The organism is Staphylococcus gallinarum (genome assembly GCF_000875895.1).
Lineage (GTDB): Bacteria > Bacillota > Bacilli > Staphylococcales > Staphylococcaceae > Staphylococcus > Staphylococcus gallinarum.
The window spans coordinates 17,770-33,836 of sequence record NZ_JXCF01000001.1 but is presented as its reverse complement, the minus strand read 5'-3'; the positions used below and the strand labels follow the sequence as shown (position 1 = coordinate 33,836).

The following is a 16,067-nucleotide window of genomic DNA, read 5'->3' as shown; positions in this document are numbered from 1 at the left end:
TATTTTGTCTACTTAAATAATAATATCTAAATTGCGCAAAATATAATAATTGATTTAAGTTATTATTAGATGAATATTGATAACTTATTCTTATACTTAATTATTTTGTTGAAAAGTATGTTTTATATGTTTTTGTGGTTGAATAAGAAAAATATATTTTTGCATTGTTTTCTAATTTATATTTCGGGAATTTAATAATTAATGAATTCAAGGAGGTTTTCATATGAAGTTGAAGTATATATCTGGAATTGTTTTAACGAGTGTATTATTAGTAGCTTGTGGTAACAGTGATGAAAGCAAAGAGGATAAGGACGAAGCAACAGGGGGCAATAAAGGAACGAGTGACAAAGTTATTACTATTAACAAGGTAAAGACCAACCCTACAGATGCCATTAAAAAGGCGCAGCAAACTTATACTAATCAAGACTTAAAAGGTATATCATTTGAAAAAAGTAATGGCAAGTGGAGTTATAAGGTGGAACAACAAGGGCAAAATGAAGAATCTGAAGTGGTGATCGTCGATAGTAATGGTAAAGTGCTTCATAAAGAAAGCGAAAAAGAGAATGATATTGATAAACGAGAAGCATTTCATTATGATGATGTAATAGATTATAAAAAAGCTATTAAAAAAGGACAAAAGGAATTTGATGGTGAGATTAGAGAATGGTCTCTCGCTAAAGATGATGGACAGCTCGTTTATGATATGGATTTAAGTAAAGATCAAGAAACACATGAAATTACAGTAGATGCTAAAAATGGTAAAGTATTACAAAACGAAACAGATAATTAAGTCTTTCAAATAATAATAAACTGTATATAACAAGGCTTTATGCATTGAATTATTAATTTCTAACGATAAGTGTCACTTTAAAAATTATATCGTTTAATGCAATATAATAAACCTACTGATTAAAATTTAAAATTTATTATCCGAAAAAGGTGTACAAATGGAACTACTATCTTTATAATAGTAATTAAGTAATTTAGTTCGTGAAATTGATTTGTAGTTTTATTCTTTTGAATTTACTCCTTTTGATTTTTTAAGACAGATTACGAATATTCGTGCAAAAGCACATGGAGGAATTTAATATGAATAACGGTACAGTTAAATGGTTTAACGCAGAAAAAGGTTTTGGTTTTATCGAAGTTGAAGGTGGAAACGACGTATTCGTACACTTCTCAGCTATCGCTCAAGAAGGCTACAAATCATTAGAAGAAGGACAAGCTGTTGAATTCGAAATCGTTGATGGCGACCGCGGTCCTCAAGCAGCTAACGTTGTTAAATTATAATAACGGATAAAAAAGACGAGCATTGCTCGTCTTTTTTTTGTACTTTTTTAAGTTTGAAGTTCAGTAAATGAATCAGCACTGGCTGTATATTTTTGGTTTCTCACGGTAACTAAGTAAATACTTAGTATGCTTGCTAGAATTCCAACAAGTAATACATAATTTGAACCTAACGTACTGATAAACACACCTCCAATAAATGTACCAACTGTTGTGCCAAGGTTAACTGCGGATAGGAAAATGCCATTTGATAAATCTGGTGCGTCAGGTGCTGCGCTAGTGACAATATATTGTGTTATGTTAGAGGAAATGCCTGCAACAATCCCCCATATTAATGTCAATATGAACATTGGAATGAGTAGAGAACCAAATACAAACATTGCGCTATAAATAATAATTAAGGTAAAGGGTAGGCCAAATATAGCTTTCTGTGGAATGGTAGTTAATAATTTTCCACTTAATATATTACCAATTATATTTGCTGCACCATATATAAAGAGTGCGATAGATGCGATGTAATGTGTTGCGCCTGTTACGTTATTTAAGAAATCTGTGAGATAGCTATAAACACCAAATATCCCAGCATTAAATAACAATGAAACGATGATGGAAATCCAAGTTAACGGTCGCCTTAACATTTGTAATTGACTACCGTAAGATGCAGTTTTGTTGTTGGCCATTTTTGGAATAAAGTTTAAAGTCATAATCAAGACTATAATGTTGATGACTGCAAAGAAGGACATTGCGATTGCTAATGAAAATTGAGATGCCAAGAAATTGACGATAGGTACGCCGATTACCATACCAGCAGAGACGCCTATAAATACACGTGACACAGCTTTTGGAGCATCTTTCCTTTCAACAGAATCGGCAGCTACAGAAAATGCTAAGGCTATATAAACCGGATGGAATATGGCCGGAATAATTCTGGCAATCAGTAGTATGGTGAAACTTGTAGTAAATATAGAGATCACATTACTGACAACAAAAATAGCTAGGACAAGTAGCATAATACTTTTACGTTCTAATTTTGACATTACTAATGGCATGATAGGACCGGAAATAGCGATGCCAATTGCGAATGCTGATACAAGCCATCCCGCAGTAGAGGTTGATACATTAAATTGTGTTCCAATATTGGGGATCAGTCCAATAAAACCCATTTCAGTATTTAAAATACCAAAGACACCTAAAGTCAGAATGAAGATAATTAGTCTATTATTGTTCAATATTGTCACTCCTAAAATAATTGTTATCAGTAGTGTAATGTGTATAATGAGTTATAACAATTACTTAATAACTATGTCTAGATATGCTTAATTAACATAACAGGAGGTTCAAAATGGATTTAAGAACTTTATTCTATTTCGTTACAGTAGCAAAGGAAGAAAGTATTACTAGAGCTGCAAACTCATTGCATATAACGCAACCTACACTCTCTAGACAGATTAAAGATTTAGAGGAAGAATTGGGCGTTAAGTTATTTACCAGAAGTAACCATCATATTCATATAACTGAAGCAGGTGTGTTATTGAAGCAACGTGCTCAAGAGTTGTTGGATATGTCGCAAAAGTTGCAAGACGAGTTTAAATATATCGATAAACAAATTGAAGGTAATGTTTATGTTGGGTGTGGTGAAACGATTGGAATACAAATTATTGCTGAGATATTTAAAGAGATTCAACAGGAATACCCTAATGTGTATTTTCATATTTATAGTGGGAATGCAGAAGACATTGAGTATCGTTTAGATAGGGGATTGTTAGACTTTGGTATCTTAATTCAACCTGCGAATTTAAATAAGTATGAGGCATTGAATTTACCTTCTTCGGATAGGTGGGGACTAATTACGCAAAGGAATAGTAAATTTGCGCACTATAAACAAATTGAAAGAAAAGTACTTAGTAATGAACCACTTATTTGTTCGAGACAGGCGATTGACCAAACGATACCTAATAATGAGTTTTTAGATTGGCTTGGTGACAGTTACGATGAAGCGAATGTTGTAGCAACGTTCAACTTGGCATTCAATGCTGGTTTGATGGTCAAGGCAAACATTGGTCATGCAATTTCATTGGAAAATTTAATCGATACATCCGAGGAGAATGATCTTTGCTTTATTCCATTATATCCAGTGTTAGAGGCTAAACATAATATTGTATGGCGTAAGGATCATACCTTTTCCAAAGCGGCGCAATTGTTCTTAGATAGAGCGACTGCTGTTTGTAAAGATAATTAAATATTAATATAAAAAACACCCTTACGTGCCCGTAATAGCGTAAGGGTGCTAGTATTATGACGCAATGTTATCTTTTTTGAGTACGAATCATTAAAGTTAAAACAAAACCAATAATCAACAATACTGTAGTGAATGCAAAGGCTGCATCTACACCGAGTACTGTTGCATGTTGCATGATTTCAGTCTTGGATTGTTGTGTAGCATGGTTGGCATAATTTGTTCTAACGATAGCCATAATTGTAATCATTATCGCAGTACCAATAGCGCCAGCGATAATTCTTAATGAATTCATGATAGCAGTACCGTGTGAAATATTTTTAGTATCTAAAGCATTAATGCCGATTGTATTTAAAGGCATAATAATCAATGCTACTGCGAACATTCTTACGGCATAAATGACTACCACATACCAATATGGTGTATCTACAGTTAAGAAACAATGTAAGATAGTCATAATAATTAATAAAATAAAACCAGGTATAGCAAGTACTTTCAAACCATATTTATCAAATATCTTGCCGGTGTATACTGACATAAATGCATTTACGACAGCACCAGGTAAGATAACTAGTCCAGATAATATAGCTGATAAGCCTAAACCAGTTTGAATATACATTGGTATTAATAAAGCGGGTCCCACAATTCCGATAAATAATACCATTGACGAGAATGCAGATAATGAAAATGTTCGATTAGCAAACACGCGCATATTCAATAAAGGATTGTCGATACGAATTTGTCTAGATACAAATACACCGACAATAATTATACCGAGAATTAACGAAATGATGACAATCGGAGAAGAAAATCCAAGGTTACCGGCACTACTAAATGCATAGAGCATTAAACCAAACCCAAATGTTGAATAAACAACTGAAGTTTTATCTAATTTCGTTAATTTAGTTTCATTATTACTTTCGACAAAAATAGCACCAATGATAAATGCAATCAAAGCGATTGTAGCGACTACAAGGAATGGCGCTCTCCAACTAAATGAATCAATTAAAAATCCTGTTAAAGTTGGTCCGATTGCTGGTGCGGATTGGGCTACGATACCAGTGAGCCCCATTGCGAATCCACGTTTTTCAGCTGGGAATAACGTGAAGACGGTAAACTGCATCAGTGGTAATAGTATACCTGCACCTATAGCTTGGATAACACGTGCAAACATGAGTAACCCAAACGATGGTGATAATGCAGCAATAATAGATCCAATCAAGAAAGCACTCATAGAGAATATATAGAGTGGTCTAGTATGGAATCGGTCCATTAGAAATGCTGTTAACGGAATCATAATCCCATTAACTAACATAAATCCCGTAATAAGCCATTGAGCAGTTGTTTCAGTTATTTTTAAACCTGTAATAATTGCAGGTAAAGCTGTGTTCAGTAGTGTTTGGTTAAGCATTGCTACAAATGCACTACTCAGCATAACTAAAATAATCGTATTTCTCTTTTTACTCGATAAAGCAATCTCCGACATTACAAATACATCTCCTTTTATAACATCCCAACAATAAATAGTAACGAATTTAAGTTAGCAAAGCAAACCATTTGTTTATAAAATCTAAATTCATTTGAATATATTCTTTTTAAAAATATAAACAAATTAAGCGTAATAGTGATGAAAACAGGGGATATAGTAATCGAAGTACAGTAGTTATATTGTATAGAGCGTAGATAAGGAGTAAGGAACATGAGAACAATAGAAGTGATGCCTTATGATGTTGCTTGGAAAGAAGCATTTAGTAGGGAGCAGGTGCAATTAGCAAAGTTGTTTAACAATGAAGTCGTTGATATATATCATATTGGTAGTACATCCGTACCCAATTTATACGCAAAACCCATCATTGATATATTGGTTGTAGTTAATAATATTAAAGCGGTAGATCATTATAACCAAGGGATGTTTGAATTGGGATACGCTGCAAAAGGTGAAAATGGTATTAAAAACCGTAGATTCTTTATAAAGGGTGGAGACCAAAGAACGCATCATGTCCATGTATTTCCTAAATCCGAACGGGCGCAAATTGAACGACATTTGGCTGTAAGAGACTATTTATTGGCGCATGACAATATGGCTGAACATTATGGTGAATTAAAGCGAAAATTGGCGAAGTCATTCAGATTTGATAGCGAAGGTTATTGTCAAAGTAAAGATGCGTATATGAAACGCTTAGAATCTATGGCGTTACAGTGGTATAACAACAAGCACCAGTAGCTACTTGTAAAAGCGAGATTTACAGGTCGACTACTGGTGCTTTAATTGATTTCAGGATATTAATTATGAAGTTATTTGAAGTAGGGAGATGTCTAAATATTGCAACATAGGCACATTTAAACGAGTTACATACTTCGAGTTTTGAGAGTAACGCCGTGTTAGCTACACTATTCAAAGTCCATGATTTCAGAAACATATAATGCAATTCTGATATTTAAGGAATGAATTGGATCCTCGATATTGGTACCAATCATATTACTACATTTATTAATCCTGTATTTCACTGTATTACGATGGATATAAATTTTTTCTGCTGTCTTTGTAATGTCGCATTGGCTATCCATGTAGACTTGTAATGTTTGTTTAAGTTCTGAATCCTTCTTAGTTGAAGGATGACTTAGTGGTCCAAGCGTGTGTTTTACAAAGGGTTGTAGTTTCTCTTTAGGAATCAGTTGAAGTAACTCTTTGATATCCTTTGAATGATAGTCAGATATAAATTCGCGTTGATTATTTAATAAGGCATTTTCGTAAGCTTCATTTGCTTCGAAAAATGAAGATGCCAGTTGGGTGAATTCAGTGACCTCATTACCGATACCAAAGGAGATATTACCGTCAAAATGCTTAGGATATTCTTGTTGTATTTGTTGTAAATAATCATAATAATATTGATGCTTGCTTTGTAATAATATTGCGAATCGATCGTTACTCGGTAATCTATAAATACTTGTATAGGAATCGATGTCTGTCAGTTTATGCTTAAGCCAATGCAGTGTGAGTTGTTGACGCTCATTTATATAGTAACTATTCTCTAATGTATTCTCCGAATCAATGGCACAAATAATAATTTGATAATAATTAGAGCGATATATGTGATATTGCTGTAATAAGTCCGCATGTTTTTTGATAGATAATGCTTGATCCGACCGATTATTGACAAGTGACTCGAAAAAGCGATTAATGTCATTTTGTTCAGCTTCTTCAATTTTAGTATTTTTATATAAAGCAAAACTTAACACGCTTACAACCTGTTCGATCGTCAATAGACTAAACGGATAGGACAATTTGTCGACTTGAGAGACCATAAGGTAATAAGGGAAATAAGTATAGCCTAATACTTTAAAGATAATATGATCTTTATTTTCGAATACTTGCTTATTTTTATCTTGTTCTAGGTATTCGTGATAATGATTATGAAAATAGTTAATATGCGCGCGAGTCAATTTTTTGTTTTGTTGGTAATGATGACTGACCGCTTCTGGTACTTTGAAGGGATCAAATAAAATGATTGGAACACCTAATAATTTACTCATACGTTCTATCATCGATTTGATACTGAATCCTTTAATCAACAATTGATTTAGTTCTTGTTGAATGTGCAAAGCATAATTTAATTTTCCTGTTTCTGAATCAGAAATAAATGAGGAAATTTCATGTGTAATTTCTCCTAAATTCCATCCCTCTGGTATTTCAATTAATGGGAATCCAAGTTCATCCGCATATGCAATAACTTCTGGATCTATTTCGTGTAGAAACCTAGAAACTTTAATTCCCAGTCCTGCCGTGTGTATGTCATTTAAATCTTTGATTAATCTCTTTAAGCCTGCTTGACTCTCTTGGAATAAAACGCCAGTTGTTAATATAAATGAATTTTCTGACGTGAAATTTTTAATATCGTTGTTCTCAGTTATATCTAAATTGGTAACCTCAGACGACAAGTCCCCATTTTTATTTATAAGTTCTAAGCCTTTAAATTGAGGAACGGATAGAATTTCTTTAAGTGTAGTCAATGTGCTTACCTCCGTCTCCATAGTAGTTAAAATTTTTAGAAAATTTGCAAAAATAATTGCGTTTCTCTGTGAAAAAAGTAATAATATAGTATATTTATAAGAAAATATCACATATTAATAACATTGATAAATGAGATAAAAATAACTCTATATATTATGAATTATACACTTTTTTGTTCGAAATATATAATTTTTGTTAGAAGATATGTCATAGTCAACAAAGAAAAACGCTTACACTAGATATAAACTATTAATAAAGCATTATACAAAAAAGTTATAAGTTTATTATAGCAAAGGAGTTTTAAATAATGGGAACAGTGGGGAAGGCTACGTCGCATGACCAAAGCTTTTTCGAAAAGCGCGGTTACAACAAAGACATCATACCGAAGACGCCGGCACAAAGAAACAATTCCGCATTCAACTTTTTTACTTTGTGGATGGGTGCCGTGCATAATATACCGAATTATACAGCGGTTGGAGGGTTTTTATTAATTGGTTTATCGCCATTGCAAGTCATCATTGCATTAATCTTTAGTTCTTTCTTTATCGCATTACTATTAGTCGCAAATGGATATGCCGGTTCTAAATATGGCATACCTTTTTCTATGCAATTACGTTCTACATATGGTGATGTCGGTGCGAAACTGCCAGGCGTATTACGTGGTGTGATTGCTGGTATTGCATGGTTTGGCTTACAAACATTTGCCGGTTCGCAAGCGTTACATATTTTATTAAATAAGATCTTTCCAGGTTTTAATGATATTGGACATGGGATGACAATTTTAGGAATTACAATTCCAGCATTGATCGCTTTCCTAATATTCTGGGCAATTAGCTTTGCAATTGGCTTTGGCGGTGGTGAGATTCTTAATAAATTCACAGCCATTTTAAATCCATTAATATACATTGTGTTTGGAGGCATGGCGATATGGGGCATCACTGTTTCGGGTGGCGTCAGCAATATCCTAAATTATGATATTTCGACTAAGACAGATGGCATACTTTATCCAGCAATCTTATCATTCTTCTTGATATTTAACTCGTTGTTAGGTGTATGGGCTGGTCCTGGTTCCAGCGTTGCAGATTTTACACAAAATGCAAAATCTACTAAAGCGCAAGTGATTGGTCAGATATCAGGTATTGTTGTAGCACATATTCTCTTTGCGTTTGCGAGTGTCTTTATTATCATTGGTGGTTCTATTTATCTTGGACATCAAGAATGGAATATTTTAACTATCATCAATGAATGGAGCAATTTCTGGGCAATACTTATTGCTACGGGTGTATTGTTGATGACTACGATTTCAACTAATGCGACAAGCAATATTATTCCGGCAGCTTATCAATTGAGTGCATTGATGCCTAAGATTGTGAATTACCGTAGAGGCGTCATTATTGCTTGTGTAGCAAGTGTACTTATTATGCCTTGGAAGATGATGGAAAATGAAGGCAGTATTGTAGTATTTCTAAATGCAATCGGCGCATTTTTAGGTCCGGTAGCAGGTGTGATGATTGTGCACTTCTACCTTGTGACTCGATGTCAAATTAATTTAGAAGAATTGTATTTTGATATGTTTGATAAAGAAATCAATATTCAACGTATTAACATTTCAGCATATATAGCAACTATTGTTGGTGTCGTAATTTCATTATTAGGATTTTTACCAGCATTTAAGGTTATTTCTGATTTTTCATGGTTTATCGGTTTCATAATTTCTAGTGTGATTTATATTATTTTGCACTATTTATTAAAGGTATTTTCTAAAGAAAAAGAAGGAGTGAAGTATAATGAAGTTTGATTTAATTATCAAAAATGGTTTAGTAATTTTAGAAAATGGAGAGCAAAATGTCGAGGTAGGGGTTAAAGATGGAAAAATCGCTGCAATTGGACATGACTTAGGCGAGGCTACGAAAGTCATCGATGCCGAAAATCAAATAGTATCTCCAGGTATGGTCGATGCACATGTGCATATTACTGAACCAGGTGGTGGATACCGTGATGGTTGGGAAGGTTATGAAACTGGAACTAAAGCCGCTGCTAAAGGTGGGGTAACTTCATTTATCGAAATGCCGTTAAACCAAGTACCAGCGACAACAGATAAAGCTTCTATTGAAGTGAAATTTGAGGCAGGTAAGGATGAACTTGCAGTAGACGTGGCAAGTTATGGTGGGTTAGTGCCATACAATTTAAATGGTGGTATTCAAGAGTTGGACGAAGCAGGTGTCATTGGTTATAAAGCGTTTATTGCTACTTGTGGAGACCGTTCTATTGAAGGAGACTTCCAAGATGTAGATGATTATTCATTGTATGAAGGAATGAAACAAATTGCTAAGACAGGAAAAATCTTATCAATTCATTCTGAGAATGCGGCCATTACAGATCGTTTAGGACAAATTGCTAAAGAAAATGGCGAAACAACATTGAGTGCTTATGTAGACACAAGACCAGTATTTACTGAAGTTGAACCAATCCGTAAAATTATCTTATTTGCGAAAGAAACAGGTTGTCGTGTGCATATTGTTCACGTTGCATGTGAAGAAGGTGTAGATGAGGTTGTTAAAGCACAGCAAGCAGGTGTTGATATTACCTGTGAAACATGTACACATTACCTTTACTTCTATAAAGAGGAGTTAGATGATATTGGTCCTGTAGTAAAATGTTCTCCACCAATCCGTGAAAAATCACGTCTTGAAGGTATGTGGAATCGTGTATTAAATGGTGATATCGGATTTGTTACATCAGATCATTCACCGTGTACACCAGACTTGAAAGCAACTGATAATGCCTTTGAGGCATGGGGTGGCATTGCAGGCTTACAAAATAATGTCGATGTACTCTATGATGAAGGTGTACAAAAACGTAATATGACTTTGAAACGTTTCGCAGAAATTATTGCCACTGAACCAGCAAAACGCTTTGGAATGTATGATAAGGGTAGTATCGAAATTGGTAAAGATGCAGACTTTGTATTTATCAAACCTGACTCACCTTATACATTGACAGAAGCAGATTTAGAATATCGTAATAAAATGAGCCCATATCTTGGTAGAGAAATTGGAGCACAAGTGACTCGAACAATATTAAGAGGTCAAGAGATTTATAATCAAGAAACAGGTGTCGCAGATATCAGAAGCGGTCGTTTCATTAATTATTAATATATAGTGAAAAATCCTTTAATGACACACATTATGTGTGGGTATTAAAGGATTTTTTGTATACATTACATTGACTGTTGATATGATGTAACTACACGAATATCTTAAATCAATCGATATCACAAGCTAGTCTATTACATTGTGGTTAACAATACGCAATTGGCTTATACGTAGCGGATTCTTAATTATTATATTTTGCTATTATTTGTTAATGTTTGAGGGTTTAAATGACTGATTTCATTATAGCTAACAATTTCACCTGAACGCTCACTTAGATGTAATGTTGTGATACCACCATTATTTAAACGTGACACTCCAGTCCCCATTTGTCCGTTCGTATAGTGGTAAACAATTGCATTGATAAAGGCACCATGTGAAACAATCAAAATATGTTGGTCTTTGTATTGTTGAGTTACTCTATCTAATCCTTTTAAAAAGCGAGCAGTTACCATGTTAGAGTGTTCTTTTTTAGGGTAGTTGCGTTCAGGGTATAATTGATCTCGCTCTGCAAATGTTAAACCTTCTGCTTCTCCGAAACCAACTTCTATAAATTCTTCCATTTCAATAAGAGGGATGTTGAGATGGTCTTGAATAATCTCAGCAGTCTTACGTGCTCTTTTTAAAGGACTTGTAATAATGATATCCCAATCATTTGGATTTAGAAATGTTCCGCATGCTTTGGCTTGTAGTTCGCCGTTTTGGTTTAAGGGGATATCTGTGCGCCCTTGTAGTCTTCCTGCAGTGTTCCATGCAGTTTCTCCATGTCTTATAAAGCTAATATATGTCATTATCATCAACCTCGTAATATGATTATCTAACTGTTACTCTATGATTCATAGTGTCTCACTAGTTTGTAATATTTTCAAAAATAAAAAACCGAGTCTCAATAATGGAACTCGGTTTTTTATATTAGGATTCATTTGTGGCTAATGTAATGTCTAACTTTGATAATTCAATCGTTGTATCGATAAGTACTTGTATGCCTTTTGCTATTTGCTCAGATGTGACGGATTCCTTTGGAGAATGACTGATTCCGTCTTTACAAGGTATGAAAATCATACTGGTTGGACAGATTGGAGCGAAATTCATTGCATCATGACCAGCACCACTATACATATAACGATAACTATAATCTTGATTTATACAACTGTGTTCAGTAATTTGGGCGATTTGTTGATTGAAGCTACGTGGCTGATCCTGCCCTAAATCGTCTAATTGATAGCTTTGTAAACGACGTTCAGTAATTTCTGCTATTGCTTGCTTAACCTCATTTACAACTTGTTCTCTGATAGCTTGCTTTTTACCACGAATATCTATAAGTAATGTAACTTCACCAGGAATGGCATTCATCGTATTAGGATATACTTGGGTGTATCCTACCGTTGTAACGATACCTTGCGCATGATAAGTCCTACCAATGGATTCGATTGTTAGAATGATTTCTGCAGCAGTGGTCAATGCATCACGTCGCATGGGCATTGGTGTGGAACCTGAATGACTTGTCACGCCTTGAATTTGTAATTTGAAACGGTGCGGAGCGGCAATGTCAGTAACAATACCAATATCTTTGTTATTATTTTCTAAAATAGGACCTTGTTCAATGTGTAATTCTAAAAAGGCTTTGATTTTATTGCGTTCAAATAGTGCTGTTTTTCCATTCATATCTTGTGCCAAGGGTGCCACAATATCGTACAAAATATTGCCATCATTATCATGTATATCTTTCATGTCTTCTTTAGTCATTTTGCCAGTTAAATATTTACTACCTAAAGTAGCTTCATTGAAACGTGTCGATTCTTCACAAGCGAAAGCGATAATAATCAATGGGTGGTCTGTTTCAATTTGATGTTCATTTAAATGTTCAACTACTTCAAGGGCACCTAAAACCCCCAATAATCCATCATATTGTCCGCCATCTTTCACCGTATCGATATGCGAACCTAATACAATGGGTTTTAAATGAGGATATTTACCCTCTCTGCGAGCAATTACATTTCCAAAAAAGTCAAAATATACATCTAATCCAGCCTTTTGACAGAGCATTGAAAATTTAAGTGCTGCTAACCGTTCAGGATGACTAAAAGCAATCCGGTTGATACCACCATTCGACGTATTACGTGCAAAGTTATTAAATGTTTGGAAATTATCAATTACGTTATCTATATTCATTGGTTATCTCCTCCATAATGTTGGACAACTTGATTAAGGAATTGAACTACTTTGTGGTAAATTGCGATGCCTTTTTCATTAAATGTTCTATCAAAATCATGCTCATTTAAGGATAGGGATTCGAAATGACTTTCTTCTATAAAGCGATGAATATGTTCACTTTCACTATACGGCACATCTGGATCTCCAGTACAATGAACGATAAAGGTAGGTGGAAAAGATTCTAATTGTTGTGGTGAAATATTAAATTGCTGTTGTGAAGAAGATTGAATACCCAAATAATTAATCCATTCAGCTTGTCCTCTAGCATATAAATAAATTGTATATCTCGCTTGAATTGGTCCAGTGACTAACGGCTCCTTTTGAATGAGCTGATTGATGATATTAGGTGATAATTGTGATGATAGTGCTTGGAATTGTTTATTAGCTGTTAAAAAAGCAGGTGTATGTATGCGTGCATATCCATAAAAATCAATTACACCTGCGACTGATTTGTTTAAGGCGACGAGCATCGCCAAGTATGCTCCGGCTGAACGACCGAAAGTGAACAGCGGTAGTTCTGGATAAGTTGCTTGTATATGATCAAAGTTGAGCAACGCGTCGCTGATAATGGTTGCTAAATTACTTTCCGGAGCTAAGCGATAAGAAACAAGTATTAAGTGATAATTTTCAGTGAGTATATCAATATATGCCTGTTCTAAATCATTTGGTTGTCCAAAAATCAGACCACCTCCATGATAATAAACGATAACCCCTTTAACATCATCTTGCTTAGCAGTAATAGTAGTGTATGGTAATGAAAAACCATCTGTCGTTAGACAGCTTGATGTTTGTTGAGTCAAAGTGATGAGCCCCCTATTTTAGATATATTTAGCTAATTATAGTATCTCAAAGAAAATTGTAGAAGTATTTGTATAAATCGAATAAAAGTAGTGCTTATTATTGTAAGAATTGTGAATGATAACAAAAATGTAAACGCTTATAATTAAATATGACATAGCAAAGGAGTTGAAATACATGGACATCCGATCTTCTTTTGAAGCTTTAGACAAAAAAATCACTAGTTATGGTGGATTGGCAGGCGGTGGCATCACACGCTTACTCTATACGAAAGAGTGGTCAAATGCTGTACATGGTTTAAGAGAATCACTAAATGAAAAAGGTTTCGACACACGTTTTGATAGTGTTGGAAATTTAATTGGTCGTATCGAAGGTAGTAAATATCCAGAGGAAATAATTATGTCTGGATCACACATCGATACAGTTGTTGAAGGTGGCCATCTCGATGGACAATTCGGTGTCCTCGCAGCAACAGTTGCGATGGAATCATTGAAGGCAACACATGGTCAACCATTACGTTCATTAGAAATATTAGCATTAGCAGAAGAGGAAGGCAGTCGTTTCCCGTTTGCATTTTGGGGAAGTAAAAACTTTTTCAATTTAGCAGAAAAGTCAGAAGTAGAATCTATTGCAGATGCAGAAGGTGTCAAATTCGAAGACGCAATGCATCAAGCAGGGTTCGATTATCGAACGGCTGACAATAATTATAGTGACGTGAAGTCATTCGTAGAAGTACATATTGAACAAGGGAAAGTGCTTGAAACTGAACAGAAAACGATTGGTATCGTAGAAGGCATTGTAGGTCAAAAGCGCTACACAATTAATTTAAAAGGTGAAGCAAACCACGCAGGAACTACACCTATGGGATTAAGAAGAGATGCTGTAGTTGCATTCAGCAAGATAGCCGTTGCGTTAACAGAACGTGCCGAAGAGATAGGCGATCCGTTGGTGATTACCTTTGGTCGTGTTGATCCTGTCCCTAATACAGTTAATGTAGTACCAGGAGAAGTAACGTTCTCTATTGACTGTAGACATATTAATCAAGCTGAGCTTGATCAATTTGCAGCGGAAATTGATACATGTATTAAGCAGATTTCTAAAGAGCAAGGCGTGGCGTGTGACATAGACTTATGGATGGACGAAGCGCCGACATTGATGGATGAACGTTTAGTAGGAGAAATTACTAAGGCAGCAGAACAAGTTGTTGGTCAAGCGGACTGTAAAGTAATGCCGTCAGGTGCAGGTCACGACTCTCAAATATTTGCAAAATATGTCCCTACTGCAATGATGTTCGTTCCTTCAATCAATGGTGTAAGTCATAACGTAGAAGAAGAGACAAAGTTAGACGATTTAGTTAAAGGTATAGAAGTATTAAAGCAAGTATTGTATCAGTTGGCTTATGAAGAATAATTAATAGTCACACTTTTCAATATTTTAACGATATATGAAGCGTTTATAGTTCAATTTATAAGCGCTTTATATATTGAAATTCAAAAGATATATAAGAAATAGAATGTAAATAACACGCAACAATAATAACTAGGTTTTATCAAAAAGACAAAGGAGCATGAATATTTATGGGTTATATCAATCATAATCAAGGATATAGAGAAGGTTTATTAGAAACGCGCTCAGTAATTAAGAAAGATAATTATGCAGTAATTACACCGGATGGGCTAGTAAATAATGTCGTTCCCGGATTTGAAGATTGTGACGTAACAATTATGGGTTCACCAAGATTAGGTGCGCGTTTTGTAGATTATATTGTCACACTTAAAAATCAAGGCGGTAATAAACAAGGTTTTGGTGGCGATGGCGTACAAACATTTATCTATGTTGAATACGGAAATATCAAAGCATATGCTGGAGATAAAAAGTATGAATTAAGTGCAGGTGGCTATTTATATGTTCCACCACATTTAGTAATGACATTTGAAAATAGTAATCAAAATAATGATAGTCGTGTATTTTTATACAAAAAACGTTATCAGCCATTAGCAGGTTTCGAGCCTGAAATCGTGACAGGTAATGTGAATGAAATGAAACAAGAACCTTATGAAGGTATGGCTGAAGTGAAAGTTATAGATTTACTTCCTAAAGAACTTGCTTATGACATGAATATTCATATTTTATCATTTGAACCTGGTGCTTCTCATGGTTATATCGAAACGCATGTTCAAGAGCATGGCGCATATATTTTAAGTGGACGTGGCATGTACAACTTAGATAATGAATGGATGCCAGTCGATAAAGGTGATTATATTTTCATGGGGGCTTATTCACCACAAGCAACATACGCAGTAGGGTTAGATGAACCTTTTGCTTACATCTATTCAAAAGATGCTAATAGAGATATAGAAATTTAAGA

Annotated in this window: 14 protein-coding genes; 8 read left to right on the top strand and 6 right to left on the bottom strand. The window is 34.6% G+C overall.

The window, feature by feature from the left end; all coding sequences use genetic code 11:
- Positions 1–223 precede the first annotated feature (223 nt).
- Entirely contained in the window at positions 224–790 is a 567-nt protein-coding gene (locus SH09_RS00145) for a PepSY domain-containing protein (RefSeq protein ID WP_042737588.1), read from the top strand.
- Positions 791–1,089: 299 nt separating this feature from the next.
- The gene (gene cspD, locus SH09_RS00140) at positions 1,090–1,290 is read left to right on the top strand and encodes a cold-shock protein CspD (RefSeq protein WP_042737587.1); all 201 of its coding nucleotides are present in this window, start codon (positions 1,090–1,092) and stop codon (positions 1,288–1,290) included.
- 47 nt (positions 1,291–1,337) lie between these two features.
- Here cspD and SH09_RS00135 read toward each other — a convergent pair whose 3' ends face one another.
- A complete protein-coding gene (locus SH09_RS00135; RefSeq protein WP_042737586.1) occupies positions 1,338–2,516 on the bottom strand; it encodes an MFS transporter in 1,179 nt (392 codons plus the stop codon).
- A 113-nt stretch (positions 2,517–2,629) separates the two neighbouring features.
- Between SH09_RS00135 and SH09_RS00130 the strand changes: the two genes are divergently transcribed.
- Positions 2,630–3,526 carry a LysR family transcriptional regulator gene (locus SH09_RS00130; protein WP_042737585.1) on the top strand — a complete coding sequence of 299 codons (897 nt, stop codon included), beginning with the start codon at positions 2,630–2,632 and terminating at the stop codon, positions 3,524–3,526.
- A 67-nt stretch (positions 3,527–3,593) separates the two neighbouring features.
- Here SH09_RS00130 and SH09_RS00125 read toward each other — a convergent pair whose 3' ends face one another.
- Entirely contained in the window at positions 3,594–5,009 is a 1,416-nt protein-coding gene (locus SH09_RS00125; RefSeq protein WP_042737584.1) for an MDR family MFS transporter, read from the bottom strand.
- Between the two features lie 213 nt (positions 5,010–5,222).
- Here SH09_RS00125 and SH09_RS00120 point away from each other — a divergent pair, with 213 nt between their 5' ends.
- Positions 5,223–5,747 (top strand): GrpB family protein, encoded by a 525-nt coding sequence (locus SH09_RS00120; protein ID WP_042737583.1) that lies wholly within the window; start codon positions 5,223–5,225, stop codon positions 5,745–5,747.
- A gap of 167 nt (positions 5,748–5,914) precedes the next feature.
- Here SH09_RS00120 and SH09_RS00115 read toward each other — a convergent pair whose 3' ends face one another.
- Entirely contained in the window at positions 5,915–7,534 is a 1,620-nt protein-coding gene (locus SH09_RS00115; RefSeq protein ID WP_042737582.1) for a PucR family transcriptional regulator, read from the bottom strand.
- Positions 7,535–7,842: 308 nt separating this feature from the next.
- Here SH09_RS00115 and allW point away from each other — a divergent pair, with 308 nt between their 5' ends.
- Both allW and allB read left to right on the top strand, forming a co-directional pair.
- Positions 7,843–9,333, top strand: a complete 1,491-nt coding sequence (gene allW, locus SH09_RS00110; RefSeq protein WP_042737581.1) for an allantoin permease — start codon at positions 7,843–7,845, stop codon at positions 9,331–9,333.
- Positions 9,323–10,690 (top strand): allantoinase AllB, encoded by a 1,368-nt coding sequence (gene allB / locus SH09_RS00105; protein ID WP_042737580.1) that lies wholly within the window; start codon positions 9,323–9,325, stop codon positions 10,688–10,690. The genes allW and allB overlap by 11 nt, the downstream gene beginning before the upstream one ends.
- 188 nt (positions 10,691–10,878) lie before the next feature.
- Here the strand turns inward: allB and SH09_RS00100 are convergent, their stop codons facing one another.
- The 3 genes from SH09_RS00100 to SH09_RS00090 form a co-directional block, all read right to left on the bottom strand.
- Entirely contained in the window at positions 10,879–11,478 is a 600-nt protein-coding gene (locus tag SH09_RS00100; RefSeq protein WP_042737579.1) for a histidine phosphatase family protein, read from the bottom strand.
- A gap of 121 nt (positions 11,479–11,599) precedes the next feature.
- Positions 11,600–12,859 (bottom strand): Zn-dependent hydrolase, encoded by a 1,260-nt coding sequence (locus tag SH09_RS00095; RefSeq protein WP_042737578.1) that lies wholly within the window; start codon positions 12,857–12,859, stop codon positions 11,600–11,602.
- Positions 12,856–13,701 (bottom strand): alpha/beta hydrolase, encoded by an 846-nt coding sequence (locus SH09_RS00090; RefSeq protein ID WP_042737577.1) that lies wholly within the window; start codon positions 13,699–13,701, stop codon positions 12,856–12,858. The genes SH09_RS00095 and SH09_RS00090 overlap by 4 nt, the downstream gene beginning before the upstream one ends.
- A gap of 175 nt (positions 13,702–13,876) precedes the next feature.
- Here SH09_RS00090 and allC point away from each other — a divergent pair, with 175 nt between their 5' ends.
- Positions 13,877–15,109: an allantoate deiminase gene (gene allC / locus SH09_RS00085; RefSeq protein ID WP_042737576.1), complete on the top strand. Its 1,233-nt coding sequence runs from the start codon at positions 13,877–13,879 to the stop codon at positions 15,107–15,109.
- A gap of 167 nt (positions 15,110–15,276) precedes the next feature.
- On the top strand, positions 15,277–16,065 hold the full coding sequence (gene allE, locus SH09_RS00080; RefSeq protein ID WP_042737575.1) for a (S)-ureidoglycine aminohydrolase: 789 nt from the start codon (positions 15,277–15,279) through the stop codon (positions 16,063–16,065).
- Positions 16,066–16,067 lie beyond the last annotated feature (2 nt).

Excerpts from the sequence above, each read along its gene's own strand:
- SH09_RS00145 (WP_042737588.1), top strand. The coding sequence starts at position 224 with ATGAAGTTGAAGTATATATCTGGAATTGTTTTAACGAGTGTATTATTA.
- cspD (WP_042737587.1), top strand. The coding sequence starts at position 1,090 with ATGAATAACGGTACAGTTAAATGGTTTAACGCAGAAAAAGGTTTTGGT.
- SH09_RS00130 (WP_042737585.1), top strand. The coding sequence starts at position 2,630 with ATGGATTTAAGAACTTTATTCTATTTCGTTACAGTAGCAAAGGAAGAA.
- SH09_RS00125 (WP_042737584.1), bottom strand. The coding sequence starts at position 5,009 with ATGTCGGAGATTGCTTTATCGAGTAAAAAGAGAAATACGATTATTTTA.
- SH09_RS00120 (WP_042737583.1), top strand. The coding sequence starts at position 5,223 with ATGAGAACAATAGAAGTGATGCCTTATGATGTTGCTTGGAAAGAAGCA.
- allW (WP_042737581.1), top strand. The coding sequence starts at position 7,843 with ATGGGAACAGTGGGGAAGGCTACGTCGCATGACCAAAGCTTTTTCGAA.
- allB (WP_042737580.1), top strand. The coding sequence starts at position 9,323 with ATGAAGTTTGATTTAATTATCAAAAATGGTTTAGTAATTTTAGAAAAT.
- SH09_RS00100 (WP_042737579.1), bottom strand. The coding sequence starts at position 11,478 with ATGACATATATTAGCTTTATAAGACATGGAGAAACTGCATGGAACACT.
- SH09_RS00095 (WP_042737578.1), bottom strand. The coding sequence starts at position 12,859 with ATGAATATAGATAACGTAATTGATAATTTCCAAACATTTAATAACTTT.
- allC (WP_042737576.1), top strand. The coding sequence starts at position 13,877 with ATGGACATCCGATCTTCTTTTGAAGCTTTAGACAAAAAAATCACTAGT.
- allE (WP_042737575.1), top strand. The coding sequence starts at position 15,277 with ATGGGTTATATCAATCATAATCAAGGATATAGAGAAGGTTTATTAGAA.